The 21617-nt window shown below is 63.8% G+C and carries 21 protein-coding genes; 5 read left to right on the forward strand and 16 right to left on the reverse strand.

Going from position 1 to position 21617, the window contains the following annotated elements; translation table 11 throughout:
- Positions 1-167 precede the first annotated feature (167 nt).
- The 5 genes from ABH939_RS28155 to ABH939_RS28175 form a co-directional block, all read right to left on the reverse strand.
- Complete coding sequence (locus ABH939_RS28155) at positions 168-479, reverse strand: hypothetical protein (RefSeq protein ID WP_151097105.1); 312 nt, start codon at positions 477-479, stop codon at positions 168-170.
- Between the two features lie 174 nt (positions 480-653).
- Positions 654-2261 (reverse strand): class I adenylate-forming enzyme family protein, encoded by a 1608-nt coding sequence (locus ABH939_RS28160; protein ID WP_243580653.1) that lies wholly within the window; start codon positions 2259-2261, stop codon positions 654-656.
- A gap of 127 nt (positions 2262-2388) precedes the next feature.
- Entirely contained in the window at positions 2389-2559 is a 171-nt protein-coding gene (locus ABH939_RS28165) for a hypothetical protein (protein ID WP_191908618.1), read from the reverse strand.
- A complete protein-coding gene (locus tag ABH939_RS28170; protein ID WP_151097103.1) occupies positions 2556-2735 on the reverse strand; it encodes a nuclear transport factor 2 family protein in 180 nt (59 codons plus the stop codon). The genes ABH939_RS28165 and ABH939_RS28170 overlap by 4 nt, the downstream gene beginning before the upstream one ends.
- Positions 2736-3113: 378 nt before the next feature.
- Positions 3114-3389 (reverse strand): hypothetical protein, encoded by a 276-nt coding sequence (locus ABH939_RS28175; RefSeq protein ID WP_151097101.1) that lies wholly within the window; start codon positions 3387-3389, stop codon positions 3114-3116.
- 23 nt (positions 3390-3412) lie between these two features.
- Here ABH939_RS28175 and ABH939_RS28180 point away from each other — a divergent pair, with 23 nt between their 5' ends.
- The 3 genes from ABH939_RS28180 to ABH939_RS28190 all read left to right on the forward strand — a co-directional run bounded on the left by ABH939_RS28180 (position 3413) and on the right by ABH939_RS28190 (position 7733).
- Positions 3413-4273 (forward strand): 3-carboxyethylcatechol 2,3-dioxygenase, encoded by an 861-nt coding sequence (locus tag ABH939_RS28180; RefSeq protein ID WP_151097099.1) that lies wholly within the window; start codon positions 3413-3415, stop codon positions 4271-4273.
- Positions 4274-4438: 165 nt separating this feature from the next.
- Entirely contained in the window at positions 4439-6064 is a 1626-nt protein-coding gene (locus ABH939_RS28185; RefSeq protein ID WP_151097097.1) for a bifunctional 3-(3-hydroxy-phenyl)propionate/3-hydroxycinnamic acid hydroxylase, read from the forward strand.
- 31 nt (positions 6065-6095) lie between these two features.
- Entirely contained in the window at positions 6096-7733 is a 1638-nt protein-coding gene (locus ABH939_RS28190; RefSeq protein WP_151097095.1) for an FAD-dependent oxidoreductase, read from the forward strand.
- A gap of 66 nt (positions 7734-7799) precedes the next feature.
- On the opposite strand, the gene ABH939_RS28195 is transcribed toward ABH939_RS28190, so the two are convergent.
- Genes ABH939_RS28195 through ABH939_RS28220 form a run of 6 tightly spaced genes read right to left on the reverse strand, consistent with a single transcriptional unit; the run spans position 7800 to position 13410 of the window.
- Positions 7800-8513 (reverse strand): SDR family NAD(P)-dependent oxidoreductase, encoded by a 714-nt coding sequence (locus tag ABH939_RS28195; protein WP_151097093.1) that lies wholly within the window; start codon positions 8511-8513, stop codon positions 7800-7802.
- Positions 8514-9323, reverse strand: a complete 810-nt coding sequence (locus ABH939_RS28200) for an enoyl-CoA hydratase-related protein (protein ID WP_151097091.1) — start codon at positions 9321-9323, stop codon at positions 8514-8516. It lies immediately after the preceding gene.
- Between the two features lie 31 nt (positions 9324-9354).
- A complete protein-coding gene (locus ABH939_RS28205; protein ID WP_151097089.1) occupies positions 9355-10434 on the reverse strand; it encodes a CaiB/BaiF CoA-transferase family protein in 1080 nt (359 codons plus the stop codon).
- The gene (locus tag ABH939_RS28210; RefSeq protein ID WP_073513253.1) at positions 10431-11531 is read right to left on the reverse strand and encodes a CaiB/BaiF CoA-transferase family protein; all 1101 of its coding nucleotides are present in this window, start codon (positions 11529-11531) and stop codon (positions 10431-10433) included. The genes ABH939_RS28205 and ABH939_RS28210 overlap by 4 nt, the downstream gene beginning before the upstream one ends.
- Positions 11532-11537: 6 nt before the next feature.
- On the reverse strand, positions 11538-11843 hold the full coding sequence (locus tag ABH939_RS28215; RefSeq protein ID WP_151097087.1) for a hypothetical protein: 306 nt from the start codon (positions 11841-11843) through the stop codon (positions 11538-11540).
- 52 nt (positions 11844-11895) lie between these two features.
- The gene (locus ABH939_RS28220; protein ID WP_073513252.1) at positions 11896-13410 is read right to left on the reverse strand and encodes a class I adenylate-forming enzyme family protein; all 1515 of its coding nucleotides are present in this window, start codon (positions 13408-13410) and stop codon (positions 11896-11898) included.
- 280 nt (positions 13411-13690) lie between these two features.
- Here ABH939_RS28220 and ABH939_RS28225 point away from each other — a divergent pair, with 280 nt between their 5' ends.
- Positions 13691-15847: an acyl-CoA dehydrogenase gene (locus tag ABH939_RS28225; protein ID WP_151097372.1), complete on the forward strand. Its 2157-nt coding sequence runs from the start codon at positions 13691-13693 to the stop codon at positions 15845-15847.
- A gap of 31 nt (positions 15848-15878) precedes the next feature.
- Positions 15879-17063, forward strand: coding sequence for a CaiB/BaiF CoA-transferase family protein (locus tag ABH939_RS28230; protein WP_042447395.1), 1185 nt, complete (start codon positions 15879-15881; stop codon positions 17061-17063).
- Between the two features lie 194 nt (positions 17064-17257).
- On the opposite strand, the gene ABH939_RS28235 is transcribed toward ABH939_RS28230, so the two are convergent.
- From ABH939_RS28235 to ABH939_RS28255, 5 genes are all read right to left on the reverse strand, one after another.
- Entirely contained in the window at positions 17258-18028 is a 771-nt protein-coding gene (locus ABH939_RS28235; protein WP_042447497.1) for an SDR family NAD(P)-dependent oxidoreductase, read from the reverse strand.
- Positions 18029-18220: 192 nt separating this feature from the next.
- Positions 18221-19549 (reverse strand): TetR/AcrR family transcriptional regulator, encoded by a 1329-nt coding sequence (locus ABH939_RS28240; protein WP_073513249.1) that lies wholly within the window; start codon positions 19547-19549, stop codon positions 18221-18223.
- 65 nt (positions 19550-19614) lie between these two features.
- Positions 19615-20043, reverse strand: coding sequence for a MaoC/PaaZ C-terminal domain-containing protein (locus tag ABH939_RS28245; RefSeq protein ID WP_042447389.1), 429 nt, complete (start codon positions 20041-20043; stop codon positions 19615-19617).
- Positions 20040-20504 (reverse strand): MaoC family dehydratase N-terminal domain-containing protein, encoded by a 465-nt coding sequence (locus ABH939_RS28250; RefSeq protein ID WP_042447386.1) that lies wholly within the window; start codon positions 20502-20504, stop codon positions 20040-20042. Before ABH939_RS28250 ends, ABH939_RS28245 begins: the two co-directional genes overlap by 4 nt.
- Entirely contained in the window at positions 20501-21610 is a 1110-nt protein-coding gene (locus ABH939_RS28255; protein WP_151097085.1) for a phosphotransferase family protein, read from the reverse strand. The genes ABH939_RS28250 and ABH939_RS28255 overlap by 4 nt, the downstream gene beginning before the upstream one ends.
- Positions 21611-21617 lie beyond the last annotated feature (7 nt).

A 21617-nucleotide genomic window follows, 5' to 3' on the forward strand; every position in this document is an offset into this window, starting at 1 on the left:
GACGAAAGCATTCATTGTGGGGCCTCCTCGATCGAGCCGACAACCGACATGATCAGCCTGACACTGGATGCGTCAGATCACCCACATATCATGATGCATGCTTGAGGATGGTGTTCGCCCGCCGCAGCTCGCGGTTCTCCCGTTCAAACTGTGCAATCCGGTCACCATCACTGGTCGTGGTGCCCGGACGGACGCCGCAATCGACCTCGGTGCGTGTGACCCAGGGTCCGGAGCGCTTCGGGGTGCACATCGAGCTGACCTGCGATCCGCTTGAGCACTCGCGGTCGCGTCGCCGGATCCTGGCGGGCGTCGACCACCATCCTCGTTTCTCGTTCCTTCAGCTCAGCGAGGAACGTGTGTCGCTGTACTTCCGTGGTGCTGCCATGCTCTCCGTCCTTCACAGGTTCGAGAGCCTCCGACAGACCACGACAACCGAAGCAGTCGAGCCTCGTCTCGTCCCCGGCACGAGACGAGATCATTGATCTTCGATGCCGCCTGGCGTTCGTCGATCACGGGCGGTGACGCCGGTGTGACATCGAACGACGGTTCCCATACGTCGAGTGGGTCGTTGTCGGCGTCGATGATGAGCAGTGGAGATGTCCGAGTGCAGAGTCAGTCGGTGCCGAGGATAGGGGCTTCATCGGATTCCAGTTTCACGGGAGCCCCTGCGCGTGACGTGGCGGTCGCTCCGCAGTTCTCGGCGTGGGCGAGCCGTAGCGGGCGCGCAGCTCGGTCTTGGCGACCTTCGCCAGTCCGGTTCTGGGTAACGACTCGACGATTTCGAGCCGTTCGGGCATCTTCTGCTTCATCAGTTGCGCCTCGGTCAGATAGGTGACGATCGAGGCGAGATCGGGCGCATGGGTTCCGGGTGGAGGCGCTACCACGGCGCACACCAGCTCACCACGTTCGGTGTCGGGCACGCCGATCACCGCCACTTCGGCGATGGCCGGGTGGCCGGTGAGCAGTTCCTCGATCTCCTGGGGAGAGATGTTCCCGCCCTTGCGAATGATGACGTCCTTGGCACGCCCGACAACCTCGATCTGACCGCCCGGATGCATCCGGGCCAAGTCGCCGGTGAGGAAACAACCATCGCTGGTGAAGGCCTTCTTGGTCTCATCGGGATCTGTATAGCCGCGACAGACGCCGCGTCCGGACACCTGGACCTCACCGACATCACCCTCAGGGACCGGCCGCCCATCATCACCCACAATACGGATCTCATTGCCGGGGATGGGATGTCCATCGGTCGCCGCCAGGACTTCCGGCGGATCGTGTGGATCGGCCACCGCCACCATCGGGGCCTCGCTCATGCCGTAGTCATGAGCTACCGTCACCCCCAACACCTCTCGAACTCGATGGAACAGTTCCGGCGGACACGGCGCCCCGCCGCCCTTGAGAAGGCGCAGGCTCGGCACCAACGGTTTCGGTGCCACAGCGGCCCCCATCGCAGCGAATGCCTGATAGAACGGTGGCGCACCACCGGTTATGGTCACCCCCAGCCGACCGTACAGTTCCACCGCTTGCTGGGGGACAAACGCTTCCATCAACACCATCGGCGTTCCCGAGCAGATGGCGGCAATGAAGAATTCGATTCCGCCGACATGTGCGACCGGGGACGCCATCGCAGCCACATCATCACCGTTCTCGCCGACGTGACCCGTCCCGGCAAACCCGCGGGCAGTCGTCAACAACGTGTCGTCGGTGTGCCGGGCGCCTTTGGGGAGACCGGTGGAACCGGATGTGAAGTACACCCACGCCACCTCGTCCGGATCCTGTGGTGCCCGCAATTCCGGATCCGGCTCGGCGTCAGGAGATTCCGCCCCGATCTCGATGACCGTAGGAGCCGGCACATCACCAAGATCCAACCGGCCGGCCATCGCAGCGTAGTCGAAGTCGTTCCACGTTCCCGGTATCAGCAAGAAATCCGCGTTCACCGCCCGCACTGCAGCAGAGACCTCCCGTTCTCTGCAGAGCGAAATGATCGGTGCCTGCTGCGCGGCCAATCGGCGCAGCGCGAACATCACCAGTACGGTGCTCATCCGAGTGGGTAGTTGCCAGGCCACACTTGCTCCCCGACCGATACCTTTCGCAGCAAGCCCGGCAACCACCCGATCAACCGAAGTGTCGAACTGCGCCCACGTCAACGAACGGTCGTGTTCATCCATGAACGCGACAGCATCCGGTGTGGTCTCGGCTCGGCGATCGAGATTGCCCGTGATCGTCGGCTCGTTCAACAACCAAGGCCACAGCGGTGTAACCACGAAGACTCCCTCTTACGAAGTGGTGCAGCGGAATTACCGGGCCCGAATTGTCAGATCGAGCGCCGGGAGAGGTCCTGGTAGCCGTGAACTGTGGGGTTCCGGCGACCTGGTGAACAGGTTTCGGTGTTCAGTTCCTGTTCGGCTGAAACTTGGCACCGTCCCAGTAGTCGCGGTTCGACGAGATCTTGCCATCGACCAACGTGCCGACGGACGACCCGCGCAGACCGTGGGGTTGCATGATCCACTCGGCCGCGAAGGCTGTCGGGGTGCTGTGACCGCTCACGACCTCGTAGCTCACGTCGGGACGGCCTTGTTGGAGATACGGACGAAGTTCGCCACCTGATGGCGGCCACGGGAGATGTGCCCGGCGCTCACGTCTTCGTAGACGCAATCCTCGGTGACATAGCTGGCAACCCTGTCAGGGTCCTCGGCGTTCCACGCCGCAAAGTAGTCCAAAATCCATTGCTCGATCATGCTGTTCCTCCGTCAGATCAGGTAGATGCAAAGACTGTCAGAAATCAGTGACGCAGCCAAGGTGTGTGAACCGTATCTGGCCTCTTGTCGCTCAGATTCTGACCGAAACATCTGCGGAAAGACAGCAATTTGCTCGAAATTGGCAGCCTGGAGTTGCCAGGGAAAGAGGCCATCACTGTCAGAGTATGGTCGAATCCAATGCTTGCAGGTGATCACGAACGCGTTGAGTACCGGCGTTCACCCCGGTGATGTGGGATGTCCAGACTCGGCCGATGCTGCCACTGCCGTTGACTCGTCGTGTACTCACGCAAGACGACTGAGGGCGATCCGTATGGGTAGATTCGCGAGCTCGGCTGGAGAAGATCCTGAGTGGACAGTTCAAGGCGACTTCGCGGGCAGTGCGCATTTGCTTATGTCAGGTACTTCGGTTTCCATGCGTTCGGTGACTCCGGTGACTCCGGTGACTCCGGTGACTCCGGTGACTCCGGTGACTTCGGTGACTTCGGTGACGCTGATGGGTGTGCCTGTGGGGTCGCCGAGAAGGCCGCTCCGCAGCAGCCACTCGCGGCGCTCGTGCGTCTGCGTTGCACGCCCTGTCGTAGGGATTGGCTTGTGCTTGTAATTGCTACCGAGTCGTTCTAACGTTCTTGTCACCTGTTTTTTCCGAGGAGGACTGAATGTCGAAATCTGATCGGCTTGTGGTGTGTGCCAGTCACAGTCCAGGCAAGGACCGAGATGTCGACGAGGTGTACGGTTCGGAGTTCCGAGGTGCGTTGGCGCGTGCTCGTTCACGGGTTCTTGAATTCGACCCCGATTACATCGTGCTCTTCGGCGGTGATCATCGACGTGCGTTCCGCACGATAGTGCCGACGTTCGGCGTCGCGCAGTCGGCGGGAATCATGGCCGAAGCCGGGCATCCTGCCGCTGAGCTGAACGTTCCGAGAGCGAAGGCTCGCGCACTGGCGGAGCATCTGTTGGCGTCGGACATCGACATCACGATGTGCCGCGACATCGAACTCGACCACGCCTTTGCACAACCGTTGCGTGATCTGACCGGCGACGAAGGCAGATATCCGGTGATTCCGATCCCGATCAACTGCGCGACCGCACCTCTTCCACACGCACGGCGGGTTCTCGCACTCGGGGATGCCGTATCGAACTACCTCGACGGGACCGGTGATCGCGTGCTGGTGATCGGCACCGGTGGGCTCTCGCACTCGCCGCCCAGTCTCGAGGTCGACACCTATGACATCAGCGACGAGGAGCGGGCACGCATCATCGCCGAAGGTTCGGCAGCTGCGCGCAAGAAGATCAAGCCCGAGTGGGATCGGGCGTTCCTCGCTGCGCTCGCCGGCTGGGACCGGGCAGCGTTGACCGAACTCACCGATCGTGCTCACGCGGCCGCCGGAGCGGGTGCCAACGAAGTGCGTACCTGGCTCGCAGCAGGCGCTGCAGGCGGCGGGAAGCCGCTCGACGCCCTCGTTTACCAGCCGGTGGAGGAGTGGATCACCGGTATGGCTATCGCCGCATCGGTTTAGTGGGTCCGCGCGACGAATAGTGCGAAACCGCATACGGAATCACGGTAGATCTGACACTATGTTCACGTAGGGTGATATCCGCCCACGCTCGCGTCGCGACCTCCGGCCGCGGTTCTGCGTCGCTCGGCGGATATGTCGACCGAGCAGCCGAGGAGGCTCCCTCACGTGGATCGATCCGTGGATGTCGCGATCGTAGGTGCAGGCCCGTGTGGCGTGACACTCGCGAACCTGCTCGGTGCAGCAGGGGTACGAGCCGTTGTGCTGGACCGGGACGCGGACATCGTCGCGCATCCTCGTGCAGTCGCGATCGACGACGAATCCCTGCGCACGTTCCAGGCTGCAGGTGTGCTCGACGACGTGCTGCCGGATCTGATTCAGAACGCCCCGATTCGCTACTACAGCTCCAGCGGTCGGGTGCTGGCCCACGTGCGACCGGTAGGTCAGCCCTACGGGTGGCCGCGCCGGAGTCTGTTCTTTCAGCCAATGATGGAAGGTGCTCTGCGCCGTGGGTTGGACCGTTTCGAACATGTGGATCTGTTGACTTCCACCGAGGTGATCGATCTGACGCAGGATGCCGACGGTGTCGACGTGACGGCGAAGTCCGAGGGCGGTGAAGTGCGGGTGCGTGCACGGTACGTCGTCGGTGCCGACGGTGGCCGAAGCTTCGTGCGCGATGCCGTGGACGTGGCACTGCAGGGTGAGACCGCACCGTCGAAATGGTTGGTGGTCGACGTCGCCGACGACACTTGGGGCGCACTGTATTCGGCGGTGTACTGCGATGCGGACCGGCCGGCGATGACCATCCCCCTTCCATATGGTCACCGGCGATTCGAGTTCAAGCTCTTGCCCGACGAGAGCGAGGACGATGTCGTATCGGACGAGTCGGTGAACGCGCTCGTCGGCCGCTTCTACCGTGGTTCGCCGCTGCCGACCATCTCACGCCGACGCGTGTACTGGCATCACTCGCGAACGGCGGAGACGTTCGGCGTCGGCCGTGTGTTCCTCGCAGGCGACGCCGCTCACCTGCAGCCACCGTTCTTCGGTCAGGGAATGAACTCGGGCATCCGTGACGCGACGAATCTGGCGTGGAAGCTCGCCGCCGTGACTGATGGGCGTGCAGGGGCTGGAATACTCGGCACGTACGACGCCGAACGCCGTGGCAACGCAGAAACGATGGTCTCGTTCGCCACCCGCGTCGGCAGCTACTACCAGCCGCGCAACAGGGCCACCGAAATGGTGCGCGACGTCGTGTTCCGTAGTGTGCAACGCATCCCGGGCGCGCGGGAGTACATCCTGCAGATGAAGTACAAGCCGGTGCCGCGGTACCGTACGGGCATCGTCGTCGGGGGTGCGACGAACGACAGGAATTCACCGGTAGGACGGATGTTCGGGCAGCCGTCGGTGCAGACGGCAGACGGCGTGCGTGTGCGCCTCGACGATGCGATCGGCCATGGCTTCGCGGTACTCGGATTGACAGGCGATCCTGCACGACACATCCACGACGCCCACGCGGGACGCCTGAAGGTATTGGGCGCGAACCTGTTCCATGTAACACCCCCTCTCACCGGACGTCGGAGCGGTTTCGAGACTTCAACTCGGGGAGAGGCCGCCGAGACCTCGTCGATCGAACTCCGCGACGTCGACGGAGCCTTCCGTGACATGGTGCTCGCTCGCGGACTAGACGAGGTGGTGATCCTGCGTCCGGATCGCTACGTCGCGGCCGTGTGTCGACTGGTGGATCTCGACGCGGTGCTGGAGCGCTTGCTGCTCGCAATCGATATTCCCTCCTGACAGAGGACATCCCCCTGACAAAAGGACTTAGATGACCGTTACGCGTACACATGACGTGATCGTGCTCGGGACCGGCGCAGCCGGTCTGGTCGCTGCGATCGCGGCTTACGACGGCGGCGCAGACGTCGGAATCTACGAGAAGGCCGAGCACGTCGGGGGAACGGCGGCGTGGTCCGGGGGAATGGTGTGGATGCCCGACAATCCGCACATGCCTGCACTGGGAGTATCGGATTCGTCCGACGAAGCGCTGACCTACATCCGTTCTCTGACTCACGATCTCGTCGACGACACGGTGCTGGAATCGTTCGTCCACCACGGGCCCGAGGTGATCTCCTGGCTCGAGGAACACACACCTGTCCGGTTCAAGATCATCGAGAACTTCCCCGACTACCACCCGACGCATCCCGGTGCGAAGGTGAACGGTGGACGGACGTTGATGTGCCCGATGTTTCCGTTCGCCGATCTGGGGGCGTGGGCGGATCGAGTGTGGGTGGGACATCAGCTCCCCGTGAACATCTCGCTCGACGAGACGACATTCGGCGAAGGTGCATCGCAGGGTCCGTCGGCGGAGGATCTGGCTGTGCGCAAGGCGACCGATGCTCGCGGGACCGGTCAGGCGCTCGTGGGTGCGCTACTCAAGGGTTGTCTCGATCGCGGACTGTTTCCGTACACGAATTCGCCCGCACGATCGCTGATCGTCCGCGATGGAAGGGTGGTGGGTGTCCGATTCGATTCGGATGCAGGCGATTTGGATTCGGATAATGTCGAAGTTCATGCTCGTCGCGGCGTCGTTCTCGCCACCGGTGGCTTCGAGCAGAACAAGGAGATGGTCCGGTCGTTCCTGCGTGGCCCGCTCGAACGACCGGTATCGGTACCGACCAATACCGGTGACGGGCTGAAGATGGCGATGCGCATCGGAGCCGGGCTCGGCAACATGCGTGAGGCCTGGTGGGCGCCGACGATCGACGTCGACAGACCGGGTCTCGGCCGCGTTCCCTACCTGGTCAACGGTGAACGCTCTCGTCCGCACAGCATCATGGTCAACAGAGCGGGTCGCCGGTTCGCCAACGAGTCGGCCAACTACAACGCCTTCGGCGCTGCCTTTCACTACCTCGGCGTGTCTACCTACGACTACAGCAATCACCCGGCATGGCTGTTGTTCGACGACTACTACATGCAGAAGTTCGGTCTCGCAGGATATTTCCCGCCGGCCGCACTTCCCGACTGGATCCTCACCGCGGATTCGATCGACGTGCTCGCCAAGACCATCGACGTTCCGGTAGACGAGTTGGAAGCAACCGTGAGACGGTGGAACACTCACGCGGTCGACGGCAACGACCAGGACTTCGGTCGCGGCGAATCGACGCTCGACCAGTGGTGGGGTGACCGCGAGGTCGGGGCGGTCTCGGCAGCGAATGTCGCACCGCTCGACACCGCGCCGTACTACGCAGTCCAGGTGCGCAGCGGTGCACTCGGAACCAAGGGCGGTCCGCGCACGGACCCGAACGGACGCGTACTCGACGTCGATGGCGCCGAGATTCCCGGCCTTTACGCGGCGGGCAACGTCATGGCTTCGGCGATGGGGATGACGTACGGCGGTGCAGGTGGAACTCTCGGACCCGCTCTGGTCTTCGGTTGGCTGGCAGGTCGAGACGCCGCATCGAGGTAGACAACGAACAGGGCATGAAAAAGCCCGAATACGAACACCATTCGGTATCGTACTCGGGCTTTCTCGTCAGTCGACGTCGGTGACCGGAATCGATCCACCGGTGACTGCGGCCCCGGCGTCGGACAGGAGGAAGTCGATCACCCGCGCGATCTTGTCGGGCTTGGCCCACCCCTTGCGCGACGAGTCGGGCATCGCGGCGCGGTTGCCCGGAGTGTCGATCACAAATGGCAGCAACGCATTCACTCTGATGTGATCGTCGATGTATTCGAGCGCGAGCGTCTCCACGAGTGCAACGACCGCAGCCTTCGACGCGATGTACGACGCCGCACCGGCGAACGGCCGCCGCGTAGCCGCTGCGGACATGCAGATGACCGACCCTCCGCCGCCTCTGATCAGGTGTGGCAGCGCAGCTTGGGTGACGGTGTACGCCGTCCGCACGTTGAGGTTCAGTTGCGCGTCCAGTACGGCGGCCGGTTCTTCGTGCACGCGGTGCCCAGAGGTGAAACCACCGACGAGGTTCACCAGACCGAACAGTGGGGCGTCCGTTTCGGCCGACGCAACCTGAATCACGTCGTCGAGCGCTGTCTGTTCGGAGAGATCTGCCTGTACGAGGACCAGATTCGGATGCTCGGGGACTCGCTCGAGTTCTTCCTTCACGAGCCACGGGACGACGACTCGCCAGCCCCGATCGAGCAGGTGAGCAGTGACGGCGGAGCCGAGTCCGCCGGTGCCGCCGGTCACGAGCGCGGTCTGGTACGGCGCCGCAGTGTTCTCGCTCATCTACTTGCTCTGCCAGACGGGTACGCGCTTCTCCGCGAACGCTCGCGGACCTTCTTTGGCATCCTCGGAGTAGGCGATGGCAGGGAGTGCGTCGGTGGTCATGGCCCACCCCGGTTCCTCGGTGGGGCGTCGACCGTCTGCCGTCTGTTGCAATGCGATGCGCTTGTGTGCCTGTACGGCCAGCGGTGCGTTGCCGGCGATCTTCTCTGCCAGTTCCAATGCGGTGCTCAGCACGTCGGCGGCGGGGACGACGCGGTTTACGAGGTGGAACCCCAGTGCCTGCTGTGCGGTGATCGGGTCTCCGGTGAGGAGCAGTTCCATGGCCACGGTCGGCGGAAGTGTGGCAGCCAACCTGAAGGCGCCACCCGCGCCGGCGATGAGTCCGCGGGTGACCTCGGGGAGTCCGAAGGATGCGGAGTCGGCGGCAACGGCGAGGTCGCTGGCCAACACCAATTCGGTGCCACCACCGAGAGCGGGCCCGTTTACCGCGGCGATCGTCGGCTTGGAAATGGCATGGGAGACATAACCGGCCAAGCCCCACTTCTCCCGACCATCCGGGATGACGCTCTCACCGCGGGCGAGGGCTTTGAGGTCGGCTCCCGCGCAGAAGGCCTTGTCGCCGGCACCGGTGAGCACGACGACGCGTACGTCCGGGTCTTGCTCGGCGTCTTCGAGGGCGTCGCCGACGCGGATGCACATTTCAGCATTGACCGCGTTGCGGGCCTGCGGGCGATTGAGCGTGATGATCATGACGTGGCCGCGGCGCTCGATCAGGGCGGGCGCCTCGGCGGCAAGCGTGGTATCGGACATCGAATTCCTTTTCAGAGTCGGTTGCTTCGGTTCATTGCCAGAGCGATGCACTCACCGCGGCGAGGCGTGGCGGCGGCGACGGGGGAGGTGAAGGGGTTCGCGAGAAGAGTGGAACCGGTCCCGGCTGCACGACGTCGTCGAGGACGGTGAACGTGCCACGTGCGCGGAAGTGGGGGTCGTTCGGTGCTTCGCTGAAGCTCGAGACCGGAGTCACACACGCATCGATGTCGGCGAACACGGTAGTCCAGTGTGCCCGAGTCTCACTGACGAAGCGTTCCGCGATGGCGGTTCGCAATTCCGGCCACCGCTGCCGATCCTGTTGCGTGGGAAGCGCTGTCGGGTCGAGTTCGAGTGCCGCCAGGAGCCGGGCGTAGAAGACGGGCTCGAATGCACCCACGGCTATGTACTTTCCGTCGGCGGTGTCGTAGGTGTCCCAGAACGGGCAGCTGCCGTCGACGAGATTGCGCCCCCGCTCGTCCGACCAGCCGCCGAACGCTCGCATCGACCACGATTGTTGGGCGAGCAGTGCAGCACCGTCGGCCATCGCGACGTCGACCACCTGTCCGATTCCGGATGATTGTCGCTCCCACAGTGCTGCGAGAATGCCGGTAACCAGGAACATCGAACCCGCACCGAACCCGGCGACGAGGTTCAGCGGTGGCACCGGTCGCGAATCCGCTCGGCCCATGGCGTGCAGAATCCCGGTCGGGGCGAGGAAGTTGATGTCGTGCCCGGCCTTGTCGGCATACGGTCCGGTTTGTCCCCACCCGGTGACGCGAGCGTAAATTGCCGCCCGGTTCAGCGCGAGTATCGACTCGGGACCGAGTCCGAGACGCTCGGCGACCCCGGGACGAAAGCCTTCGATGACGACGTCCGCGCGCTCGGCGAACGAACGGACGGTGTCGATACCTGTCGCAGACTTCAGATCGGCCTCGATCACCGAACGGCCACGGAGTAGCTGGTCGGACGCGGATGTGTCGATACCACCCGGTCGTTGAACCCGTACGACGTCGGCGCCCATGTCCGCCAACAACATTGCGGCATGAGCGCTCGGACCTATTGCACCGAGCTCGAGCACCCTGAGATTGGCGAGTGTTCCCGCGCCGGTCATGTCCATACTCGGTCGACCGGAATCGATCGACGAGACGGTGCTTCCGGGACTGTAGGCGAGGTGCGTGAGAACCTCGGTGCGGGTGCGGGTTGGACGACGCCGTCGATGTCGACGAACGTGCCGCGCTGCGCCATGTGCGGATCGGTCTCGGCTTCGGCGAACGTGAGTACCGGAGTGACACAGGCGGACACACCGTCGAAGGACTGTGCCCACTGGTCCCGGGTCCGAGAAGCGAAGCGCGCCGTCAGCACCGCGCGCATGTGCGGCCACCCGCTCTCGTCACGTTGTGGTCCGAGGTCGTCGGCGTCGATCTCGAGCACCCTGAGCATCTCTGCGTAGAACTGCGGCTCGAGCGCGCCCACTGCGACGTATTTTTCGTCCGAGCATTGGTACGTGTCGTAGAACGGTGCACTACCGTCGAAGATGTTGGTTCCGCGATCCTCGGACCATTGGCCGGTGCCGCGCATCGACCACAGCAGATGCCCGAGTGCGGGCGCCCCGTCGACCATCGCGGCGTCGACTACCTGTCCGATTCCCGACGACTGCCGTTCGACGAGCGCCGCCAGCACACCGACGACGAGGAACATCGATCCACCACCGAAGTCCCCGAACAGGTTCAGCGGCGGAACCGGGCGCTCGCCCTTACGGCCGACGGCATTGAGCAGACCGGTGCTCGAGATGTAGTTCAGATCGTGCCCGGGCTCCTGCGAGCGCGGTCCGTCCTGGCCCCACCCGGTGACACGACCGTAGATGAGGGCGGGGTTACGGCCCAGAGCGACATCGGGACCGAGTCCCATGCGTTCGGTGACGCCGGGGCGGAACCCTTCCACTAGAACGTCGGCGCGCTCGATCAACCGCAGGACCGTGTCGATAGCGGAGGGGTCCTTGAGATCGAGCTCGACGATCGTGCGGCCGCGCAACTGCTGGCTCGCAATCTTGCCCGCGACAGGGAGTTGACCCGGTCGCTGCACCCGCACGACGTCGGCTCCCAAGTCTGCCAGCAACATCGATGCGTGCGGGCCCGGACCCATACCGGCCAGTTCGAGTACTCGGATGCCGGCCAGCGGGCCGACATGATCGACGGTGGGAGTGCTCACCGTCGATCAGTCGCTGGACGGCAGTGGCGTGGCCGTCTTGAGAGTCAACACGGTGCCGTCGAGTGCGAGACTGCCGGTGCCCGCCTTCGTGGCGAGGATCTCGACAACGCCTCCTGCATCGACGTATCGCTTTCCGATGGCTGTGCCCTCGGTGAATCCTGCTGCTATGGAGAGCCCTTCGCGGGGCGTCTCAGTCAGCTCCACCATCGGATACCCGCCGCAGTGGAGTTCGACGTTATCGCTACTTGCCCGCACCACGATCACCTGAGTGGTACATACCTGGCTCTTGAGCCTCGCTCCGGTCTTCAACATGTTCTTCTCCTCGGTTGTTCTCGTTCCGGTTCCGGCTGGGCGTTGCCCTAGGTCAGACCGGCGTGACTTCAGTGGATGCCAGGATGTCCGCGACGATGTTGCGGCGCAGGATCTTCCCGGTCAACGTGCTGGGCAGTTCGGTGCGAAAGACGATACGGTCCGGCGTCCGTGAACTGCGCAGTTTCGCGCGAACGAACTCGCGTAGTTGTTCTTGACCCGACGTTGCTCCCGGTTCGAGCACCACGGTCGCCACGATGGCCTGACCCCAGTGATCGTCCGGGATACCGACGACGGCAACGGATCTCACCAGAGGATGCTCGACGAGCACGTCCTCGATCTCGGCGGGCGCGATGTTCTCACCGCCGCGAATGATGGTGTCGTCGTTACGGCCGACGACGTACAGGAACCCGTCTCGATCCTGGAACGCGAGATCCTTGGTGGGGAACCAGCCCTCGGCGTCGAGCACCGAGCCCGAGCCCATGTACTCGCCGGAGACCTGCGGTCCGCGTACCCACAGCTCACCCTGCTCGCCGGTGGCGACCACGCGGTCCTCGGCGTCGCGTATCTCGATCTCGACGCCGGGTACCGGACGTCCGATGGAGCCGAGTCGGGCTGCCACGACGGGATCGTCGCTCTCCAGCGCATCGCGATGGTCGTCGGGTCCGAGCAATGCGATTGTCGAACTGGTCTCGGTGAGGCCGTAGGCATTGACGAATCCGACGCCGGGGAACGCCCGCAGTGCTGCTTCGAGGGTCGGTCGTGGCATCCGGGCGCCGCCGTAGGACAACGACTTCAACGTCGGAATGTCCACCTGCGCGGTTCCCAGGTGATCGACGATGCGGTCCAGCATCGTAGGAACGACCATGGCCGAGGTCGCACCCTGATCGCGGGCGAGACGGACCCAGGTGGCCGCGTCGAAGTTGGGCAGGTAGATCATTCGCCTGCACGCGTAGAAGTTGCTGACGATCGTGCCCATTCCCGCAACGTGGTACGGCGGCACACTGATCAGCGCGCCGTCGGACTCGTCGGCGGATGCGAATTCGACGGTACTCATCACGTAGCTGAGCAGGTGACTGTGGCGAAGCACCACGCCCTTGGGCTCCGACGTCGTACCGCTTGTGAACAACACGATCGCGGGCGAGTCAGGGTCCACCTCCGCGGCGGGCAGCGGATCACTCGCTCGCGCACGGCCCTGTGTGACGATGTCCTCGGTCAGCACGACGGGCGCCGAGGTACCGGAGACGGAGTCGACGTACGAGCGATCGACGACGACGAGTGCACCGTCGACGCGGGCGATCAGCGTCTCGAGAGCGCTCGGTGCGAGGCGGTAATTGACCGGGGTGAACGGAATGCCGGCGTAGGCACTGGCGAAGAGAAGCGTGGGTAGTTCGAGTCCTGACCCGCCGAGGAAGACCACGGACTTGGTGCCGGATTCGATCAGAACGCTGCCGATTCCTGCGGCGAGGTCGGAGAACTGCTGATACGTCAGTGAAGAATCGGCGACGGAGACTGCGGTGCGGTCCGGGTTGTCCGAGACCGCCATCTCCAGAATCAGGGAAATGCTCATGATCGGCTGTCCACTCCTGGTGTGTCGTGCTTCACTTTCTCAGAACGATAAGCCATCTTCTGACATCTTGTCTACAGTTGCAGGAAGCATGACCCGCGTGCACCTATTGGCAGGCATTTTCCAGCGCGACGCCGGTGAATCGACGTCGCCCGACATGGCGTTCGTGACGCGTTCTCGCATTCCCCTGTTGTGTACGGTCTGTTTTCGATAACCTCAATCTGACATACGAGGTCACAAACGCGTGACCGTGTCCACATCTCGATCGAAAGGCAGTACTGCCATGGCATTGGCGATCTCGGAGGAACACAAGGACCTTGCCGACGTGGCGGTATCGCATCTCACGCGGCACAGGGCGCGGGCGGCCGCTCGCGCCACGCTCGACACCGACGCCGAGAATGCCGACGCTGCGGAACTGTGGTCCGCTACCGCGGCACTCGGCTGGCTTGGGTTGCACTTACCCGAGGAATACGGCGGATCGGGCTTCGGCCTTCCCGAACTCAGCGTCGTGCTCGAAGCACTCGGACATGAGGTCGCTCCCGGTCCGTTTCTGCCGACGGTTGCGACGTCCGCGGTCGTCGATCGATTCGCGTCCGACGACGTGCGTGCAGCTGTTCTCCCCGGGCTGGCCGACGGTACCGCCGTCGGTGCTCTGGGGTTGTCCGCAGGCCTGGTGCTGGACTCGGACGGCATCGTCAGTGGTGAGAGCCGTGCGGTGCTCGGCGCACCGGACGCCGACATCCTCGCTCTCGTGGTGGGTGACGACATCGTTCTGGTGGATGCGACCTCGGCCGGTGTCACGGTGGAGGCGCAGGCCGGACTCGATTCGACGCGAAGGATCGGGAAGGTGACCGTCTCCGGACTCGCGCCCGGGTCCGATCGCGTACTGCGCGGAGCAGCGCGCAGCGCCACGACGATCTTTCGAATCCTGACATCGGCCGAAGCAGTCGGTTCGTCTTTGGCGTGCCTCGAGGCGGCAACGTCCTACGCCAAGACGCGCGAGCAGTTCGGCCGGGCCATCGGTACGTTCCAAGCCGTCAAACATCATTGCGCGAACATGCTCATCGAAGCGGAGAAGATCGTCGCTGCGACATGGGACGCCGCTCGTTCGAGTGACATCGAGGGTGCGTGGTTCGCCGGTGCCGTCGCGGCGTCCCACGCGGCACGCGCTCAGGTGATGACCGCGCGCACTAATATTCAGCTGCACGGCGGAATAGGCTTCACCTGGGAGCACGATGCGCATCTGTACCTGCGTCGTGCGCAGACGGTAGGGGCCTTGCTCGATGATCGAAACCCGTTGTCGGACATCATCTCCGCGTTCAGATCCGGCGAAGCGCACGGAGCTTCCTTCGAGCTACCGGAGGAAGCTGAGCGGTATCGCGAGCAGGCGCGCGAGGCCGTGCGCACCCTAGCCGGCCTTCCCGAGTCCGAGCGTCGAGACTTTCTGGTGGACAGCGGATACCTCGTTCCGCACTGGCCGGCTCCGTGGGGCAGAGGCGCAGGAGTCGTCGAACAGCTGGTGATCGAGGAGGAGTTCCACGGCGTCGATCTGCCCGAACTCGGCATCGGCGGATGGGTAAACCTGACGATCTCACAGGAAGGAACCGACGAGCAGAAGGCGCGGTGGGTCTACGACGTTCTTCGTGGGCACACCGATTGGTGCCAACTGTTCAGCGAGCCGGGCGCCGGCTCCGACGCCGCTGCGGTACGAACCGCGGGCAAACGCGTCGAGGGCGGCTGGCGGGTGACCGGTCAGAAGGTTTGGACGAGTGCTGCACTGCACTGCAAATGGGGATTGGCAACGGTCCGAACCGATCCCACCGCATCCAAGCATGCCGGTGTCACGATGATGGCGATCGATCTCGAGGCGCAGGGTGTCGAGATTCGCCCACTGCGCGAAATCACCGGCGATGCGCTGTTCAACGAGCTCTTCTTCGACGACGTCTTTGTGCCCGACACCGACGTCGTAGGCGGAGAAGGTCAGGGCTGGAAGGTCGCTCGTGCCACGCTCGGAAACGAACGTGTCTCGATCGGTGGCGGCAGTGGGTCGATCAAGTTCACCGGCGTCGAGCTCGTCAAGCTGCTCGACGGCTCAACACCCACGCGCGTCGACGACGAGCGTTCGGTGGGGGAGGTGCTCGCCGAGGCTCACACGCTGCGGTTGCTCAACCTTCGCCAGGCAGCGCGCGCGATCATCGGCGCCGGACCCGGACCCGAGGCGAACGTGACCAAGTTGCTCAAAGCCGAACACTCGCAGCGAATCACCGATCTCGGAATGAAGCTCGCGGGCGTCGCGGCGGTCACCGGGCAGACACCGGAGCTGTCCTACGACTACCTGTTCACTCGCTGCCTGACCATCGCCGGAGGTACGTCGGAGATCATGCGCAACACCATCGCCGAGCGCCTGCTCGGTCTACCACGCGATCCGCTCACGAAGTGATTGGCGATTCAGTAGATGAAGCGAGGCAACAATGAGTGAACTACCGCTGGCCGGAATTACGGTTGTCAGCCTGGAACAAGCTGTCGCGGCGCCGTACGCCACCCGGCAACTCGCGGATCTCGGTGCGCGGGTTGTCAAGGTGGAGCGACCCGACGCGGGGGATTTCGCGCGTGGCTACGACACCACCGTCCACGGTCAGTCGAGTTACTTCGTCTGGCTCAACCGGTCCAAGGAATCGATCACGCTCGACCTCAAGTCACCAGAGGGGCGAGAGTTGTTGCGCGAGTTGCTTGATGGCGCCGACGTATTAGTCCAGAATCTGGGACCGGGTGCGGCGTCGCGTATGGGTCTGGGCCCCGACGAGCTCGCGTCGAGTCATCCGACTCTGATCGTATGCGACATCTCGGGTTACGGTGCGGACGGTCCTTGGCGCGACCGCAAGGCATACGATCTGCTCGTCCAGGCGGAAGCCGGATTGCTGTCCGTGACGGGTTCATCGGAGGACGTTGCGAAGGCCGGAATTTCGGTCGCAGACATCGCCGCGGGCAGCTTTGCGTTCTCCGGGATCATGACCGCGCTCTACACCAGGGCAACGACGGGCAAGGTCAGGCCGGTGGCAGTGTCGCTGTTCGAAGCGCTCACCGAGTGGATGGGTTCGCCCGCCTACTACACGCGATACGGCGGCTCGAGTCCGAAGCGGACCGGCGCCCGCCACGCGACCATTGCGCCGTACGGCCCGTTCACCGCCGGGGACGGTCGGTCGGTGCTGTTGGCGATTCAGAATCAGCGGGAGTGGTCGAGGTTGTGTGTCGACGTGCTGCAGCGTCCGGAACTGATCGACGACGCGCGATTCGCAACGAATCCGGATCGTGTCACACACCGCGAGGAACTGGAGCCCATCATCACCGAAGCGGTGAAAGGTTGGACCGCAGACGAACTGGCATCAGCACTGGACGACGCCTCCATCGCGAACGCTCGAATAAACACGATGGAGGGACTCTGGGAACATCCGGTCCTCGCCGGACGTGACCGTTGGCGTGACGTGGCGACGCCCAGGGGGTCGATCTCCGCGCTGCTGCCACCCGCCTCGCTCGGAGGAATCGAGGCGAGGATGGGTCCGGTGCCAGGCCTGGGTGAGCACACGGACTCGGTGTTGACCGGACTCGGACGCTCGCGGGAGGAGATCGCACGGCTGCGCGCTTCGTCGGTCGTGTGAAAGAAATGTCCGAAATCTGACGTTCGACTTCAGTAGCAGAGCCGGCTCGTTCCCGAAAAGGGAGCGAGCCGGCTCTGTGTTCCCACGTATGCAGCTCAGGCGTTCGACGAATGCACGCCCGGCGAGGCGCACCCCGAATTGCGTGCGATACGGGGTGCGTCGGACGAGCGGGTTGCGTCTGCTCGTTTGACTCTCTATTTAGGTGCGAACCGCAGCGCGCCGTCGATACGGATCACTTCCCCGTTGAGGTAGTCGTTCTCGGCAATGTGTTGAACGAGTGCCGCGTACTCCGACGGGCTGCCCATGCGGTTGGGGAACGGAACTGTCGAGCCCCAGAACTTCTCGGCTTCTTCGCGCTCCATCTTGAACGCCGGGGTGAAGAACGTTCCCGGTGCGATGGCCATGACTCGGATGCCGAGTTTGGTCAGGTCGCGCGCTGCAGGAAGGGTCAGGCCGACGACGCCACCCTTGGCAGCCGAGTACGCGGTCTGGCCGATCTGGCCCTCGAACGCTGCGATGCTGGCGGTGTTGACGATGACGCCACGGCCGCTCTCGCCCGAGGGCTCGTTTCTGGCCATGCTTGCTGCGCCGAGGCGGAGGACGTTAAACGTTCCGTTGAGGAACAGGTTGACGTACCACTGGAACTGTTCGAAGGACGCGGGTTCGCCGTCCTTGCCGACGACCCGCGATGCGCCGGCGCCGCCACCGTGTGCGTTGACGACGATGCGGAGCGGAGCCAATTCGTTCGCCGCGGCCAGCGCTGCGTTGACACTCGACTCATCCATGACGTCGGTACTGACGTATCGAACCTTGCCGCCCAGCTCGGCTTCGAGGGCTTTGCCCTTCTCGTCGTTGAGGTCGGCGATGATCACTGCCGTGCCCTGGTCTGCGAGCCGTCGGACTGTGGCCTCCCCGAGGCCGCCTGCGCCTCCCGTGACGAGTGCGGACGCTGTGGTGATGTCCATGTGACTGTGTTCCTCTCCTGGCGCGAGTGTCGCGAGATGGTGATCGCTCGCCGCGCGGCGAGCATCATCGATTGCCCTCACTTTAAAATGACACAAACGTCAGAAATATTCAAGGAAACGCCCAAGGTGCGATGCTTAGGCAAGGGCATGGGCGAACGAACCGTCAGAAATTGGATTGAGTTGGTTGGGGCTTCAGTGAGCGCGAGTGAAGAAGCCTCGCTTGATGCAAGCCGTCAGCAGGTCGAGAACCTCGTCGTGCGACAGAGGGGTCGGCAACTCCTGCGTCGCCTGGGGGACACGAGCGATGACGGCACGGAAGATCAAGGCCGCCATTACCGGATCGAACGGATAGTCACGGGTCCGCGATTCGATGACGTGGAGCAACGCGTTGTCCACCTTGGTCTGTCCGAAGGTGCCGAGGCGCATGACGATGTCACTGTCTGCGCTGCGCTCGGACCACGCGTCGATGGTTCCTGCGAAGCGCGTCGAGAAGTGTAGGTACCGGTCGAGCCACGCCCTGAGTTCGGTGTCGTCGTCGGACATGGGATCGATGTGCGTCAGTTCGTCTGCGAATTCGACGGTCGCGGTGATGGCCTCGGCGCTGAGCGCCACCAGCAGATCCTGCTTCTCGCTGAAGTATTTGTAGAACGTGCCGCGCGCGAAGCCCGCTTCCTCGACGATGTCGTCGACGCTCGTTCGGTGATATCCCCGCTCACGGAACTGGACAGCACCGGCCTCCACCAACGTCTGTACCGTGTTGACGGCGCGCTTGCTCAAGCCGGCTATACGGTCGTCGGTGCTCAGACCTGTGATGTCGGGCATTGGCGGAATGTCGATGGAATCGTGACCCCCGGCGCTCAGACCCAGGCTCCCCAGAACCGAGTCGGGAGTGTCCGGGAACAGCATCAGCTGCAGGAAGACCGACACCGAGTCGACCACCGACTGAGTGTTTCGTCCGTACGCGCGATCGGTGTGGATGAAGAGGTTCATACGGTGCACCACCGCGGTCATCGTGACCGCGGCGGCCTTGGCGTCGATTCCGTCGAGGCCCGACGATTCCAGCCGGTCGGTGATGCGCTGGTTGTATCCGCCGATGAACCTGTCGATCTCGGGTCGCACCGCGGTGTCGGACGACGCCACCCCGGTCCACTGGACGAACATCGTCGAGTACTTCTCGAAGACCCAGCTCCACTCGCCGAGCCACCAGTTGAGATTGTCGAATCCCACTTCGGTGGGGCCGAGCGGGCCGATCCGGCGAGCAACACGAAAAAGTGCACGACCGCACTCGTCGAGCAATTCGAGGAAAATCTCGTCCTTGCCCGGGAAGTACTGGTACAGCGTGGCCCGCGATATGCCCGCACCCTTGGCGATGGCGTCGACAGACGTGTTGAAGAACCCGACCTCTCCGAAGAGATCGAGTGACACGTCGACGATCTTGCTGCGCGTGTTAGCGCCGCGAGTGCCGACGTCGGGGCTGGAAGGGCCGTAGCTGGCGCGACGAGTGATCGGATTTTCTGACATCGATGGACAGCCTAGGGTGAGTGACCGCCCGATGGCGAGCACCAGGCGAATGTGTGTGACCCAAGTTACGGGCCCGGGTCGATTCGGAATTGGGCGCTGCCCGATATGGCGATGCCGCCGGTCTGCCGCGTGCACGTCAGTTCGACGGCGACGAGTTGGTGTCCCTCTGGGCTGCTCTCCACTGAAGTTACCTCTCCGGTGCAGGTCAGCACGTCGCCGGGCCACACCTGCTCGCGGAACCGGACGCCGAAGCGTCGTAGGTTCCGCGCGCCGAGCCAATCCGTCGCGAACGTCGCGAGCAATGCGGACTGATGCATTCCCTGCGAGAAAACAGAGGGATTCCCGGCCGCGCGTGCCAGCGTGTCGTCGTAGTGCATCGGATTGAGATCCCCCGAGGCGCCGGAGTAGCGAACGAACATCGCGGTGGTCAGCGGCCCGAACGTGCGAGGTGCCGCGACTGTGCCCACGGCGATCGGAATTGCGGTCTCGGTCACTTCGATGCCTCCTGTTTGGCGCTGGCGCGTGGCGCCGTCTCGATGAACGTGGCGCGAGCTTCGGCGATCAACTCGCCGTTCGGGGAACGGAATTCCGTGGCGACGACGGCGAACTTCATCTCGCCTCCGCGCTTGCCCGGCTTCGCGTACCGATCCAGGACGCGTTCCTGGGCGATCATCCGGTCTCCTGCCTGCGGCAGGTCGCCGTGGAAGATGTACTCCTGCTCGCCGTGCAGAAGTCGCTTGCGCTCGAATCCGACGGCAACCCGTACACCGGGTGGTGCCCATTGCACGGCATTGATGAGGAACGTCGGGGGGACCACGGCGTCGGTACCCTGATAGGCCGGATTGTCGGACTGCATCGCGGCGGCGAACTCACGGATCTTGCCGCGCTCGACGAAGACCTCCCACGGTTCGCTCACCGCGCCTACCGGTGACGGGGCGGATATGTCGGTCGTCATTGTTGTCTGCTCCTTCGATGCAGGTGATCTCGGTGGTACTGCTCGGCCAATCTGACTGCTGTGGCCGGATAGCTGCGTGCGGTGTCCGCGTCGAGGCCGTCGCGGACGAGCAACAGGGCGAGGCGATTGGTGATGAGCGACAGCACGACGGCTGCCAAGAGCTGGAAGTAGGAGATGTCGCCGGTGAGGCGGCCGCCGAACTCGACGTACTTACGGACCGTCTCGTCGTCGTCGGGGATACCGGGCAGTCTGCTGAATCCCAAAGCTTCGCAGAGGTATCGCTCGAACATCAACCACCATCCGAGGTCGATGTCAGGCGGTCCGGTCGATGCTGTCTCCCAATCGAACAACGCGGCGACCGACAGATCGTCCGCGAACGACATGTTGCCGACTCTCGCGTCACCCCACACCACGGTCTCGACGTCCGCAGTCGGAGCGTGGTCTTCGAGTTCGGTCAGCGCGGCTGCGAGGATGTCGCGGCCGGCGACCAGGTTGTCGTGCGAGCGGTCGAACCACCGACGAACGCCCGCGACGTACCGTTCGAGTGGTGTTCCCTCGGTGTCCGGTCCGCGCAAGAACTCGAGGTCGGCCGGATCGTCGATTCGATGTACGGCGACGAGTGACCGTAAGGCATTGTCGCACAGCGATTCACGCTCCGCTGCACTGAGTTCGGCGGTCCATCCGCGCTTGTGCCAACTCGGCACGTCCGATGGGGTACGGCCTTGGACTCGCTTCATCAGGTAGAACGGCGTACCCAACACACTCGAATCTCGTTCGGTCAGAACGATGGTCGGCGTCGGCACACCGGGATGACGGCCCAGGATCCGCATGACTTCGGCCTGCCGGACGGCGTCGGGCTCGGTGAACAGCTGATGGTCCGTTGCCTGGGTGCGCAGAACCAGAGCGTGTTCGGATCGCTCTCCGTCGAAGTTCGCCCAGGACGCGGTGAAGAACACAGTCTTTCCGGAGTACCCGGCGTCGGGAGCGGAGAACTCCGATATCGCGAAGTCCGTGTGCCCGTCCGGCGCGAGCCGAGGCGGCAACCACTGCTCGAGCGCGCCGCGGACGTCCCCCTCGAGCCGACCTCGTGTCGCCGTGTAACCCATGTGCTCC

Source organism: Rhodococcus sp. 27YEA6 (genome assembly GCF_044908235.1).
GTDB lineage: Bacteria > Actinomycetota > Actinomycetes > Mycobacteriales > Mycobacteriaceae > Rhodococcus_F > Rhodococcus_F qingshengii.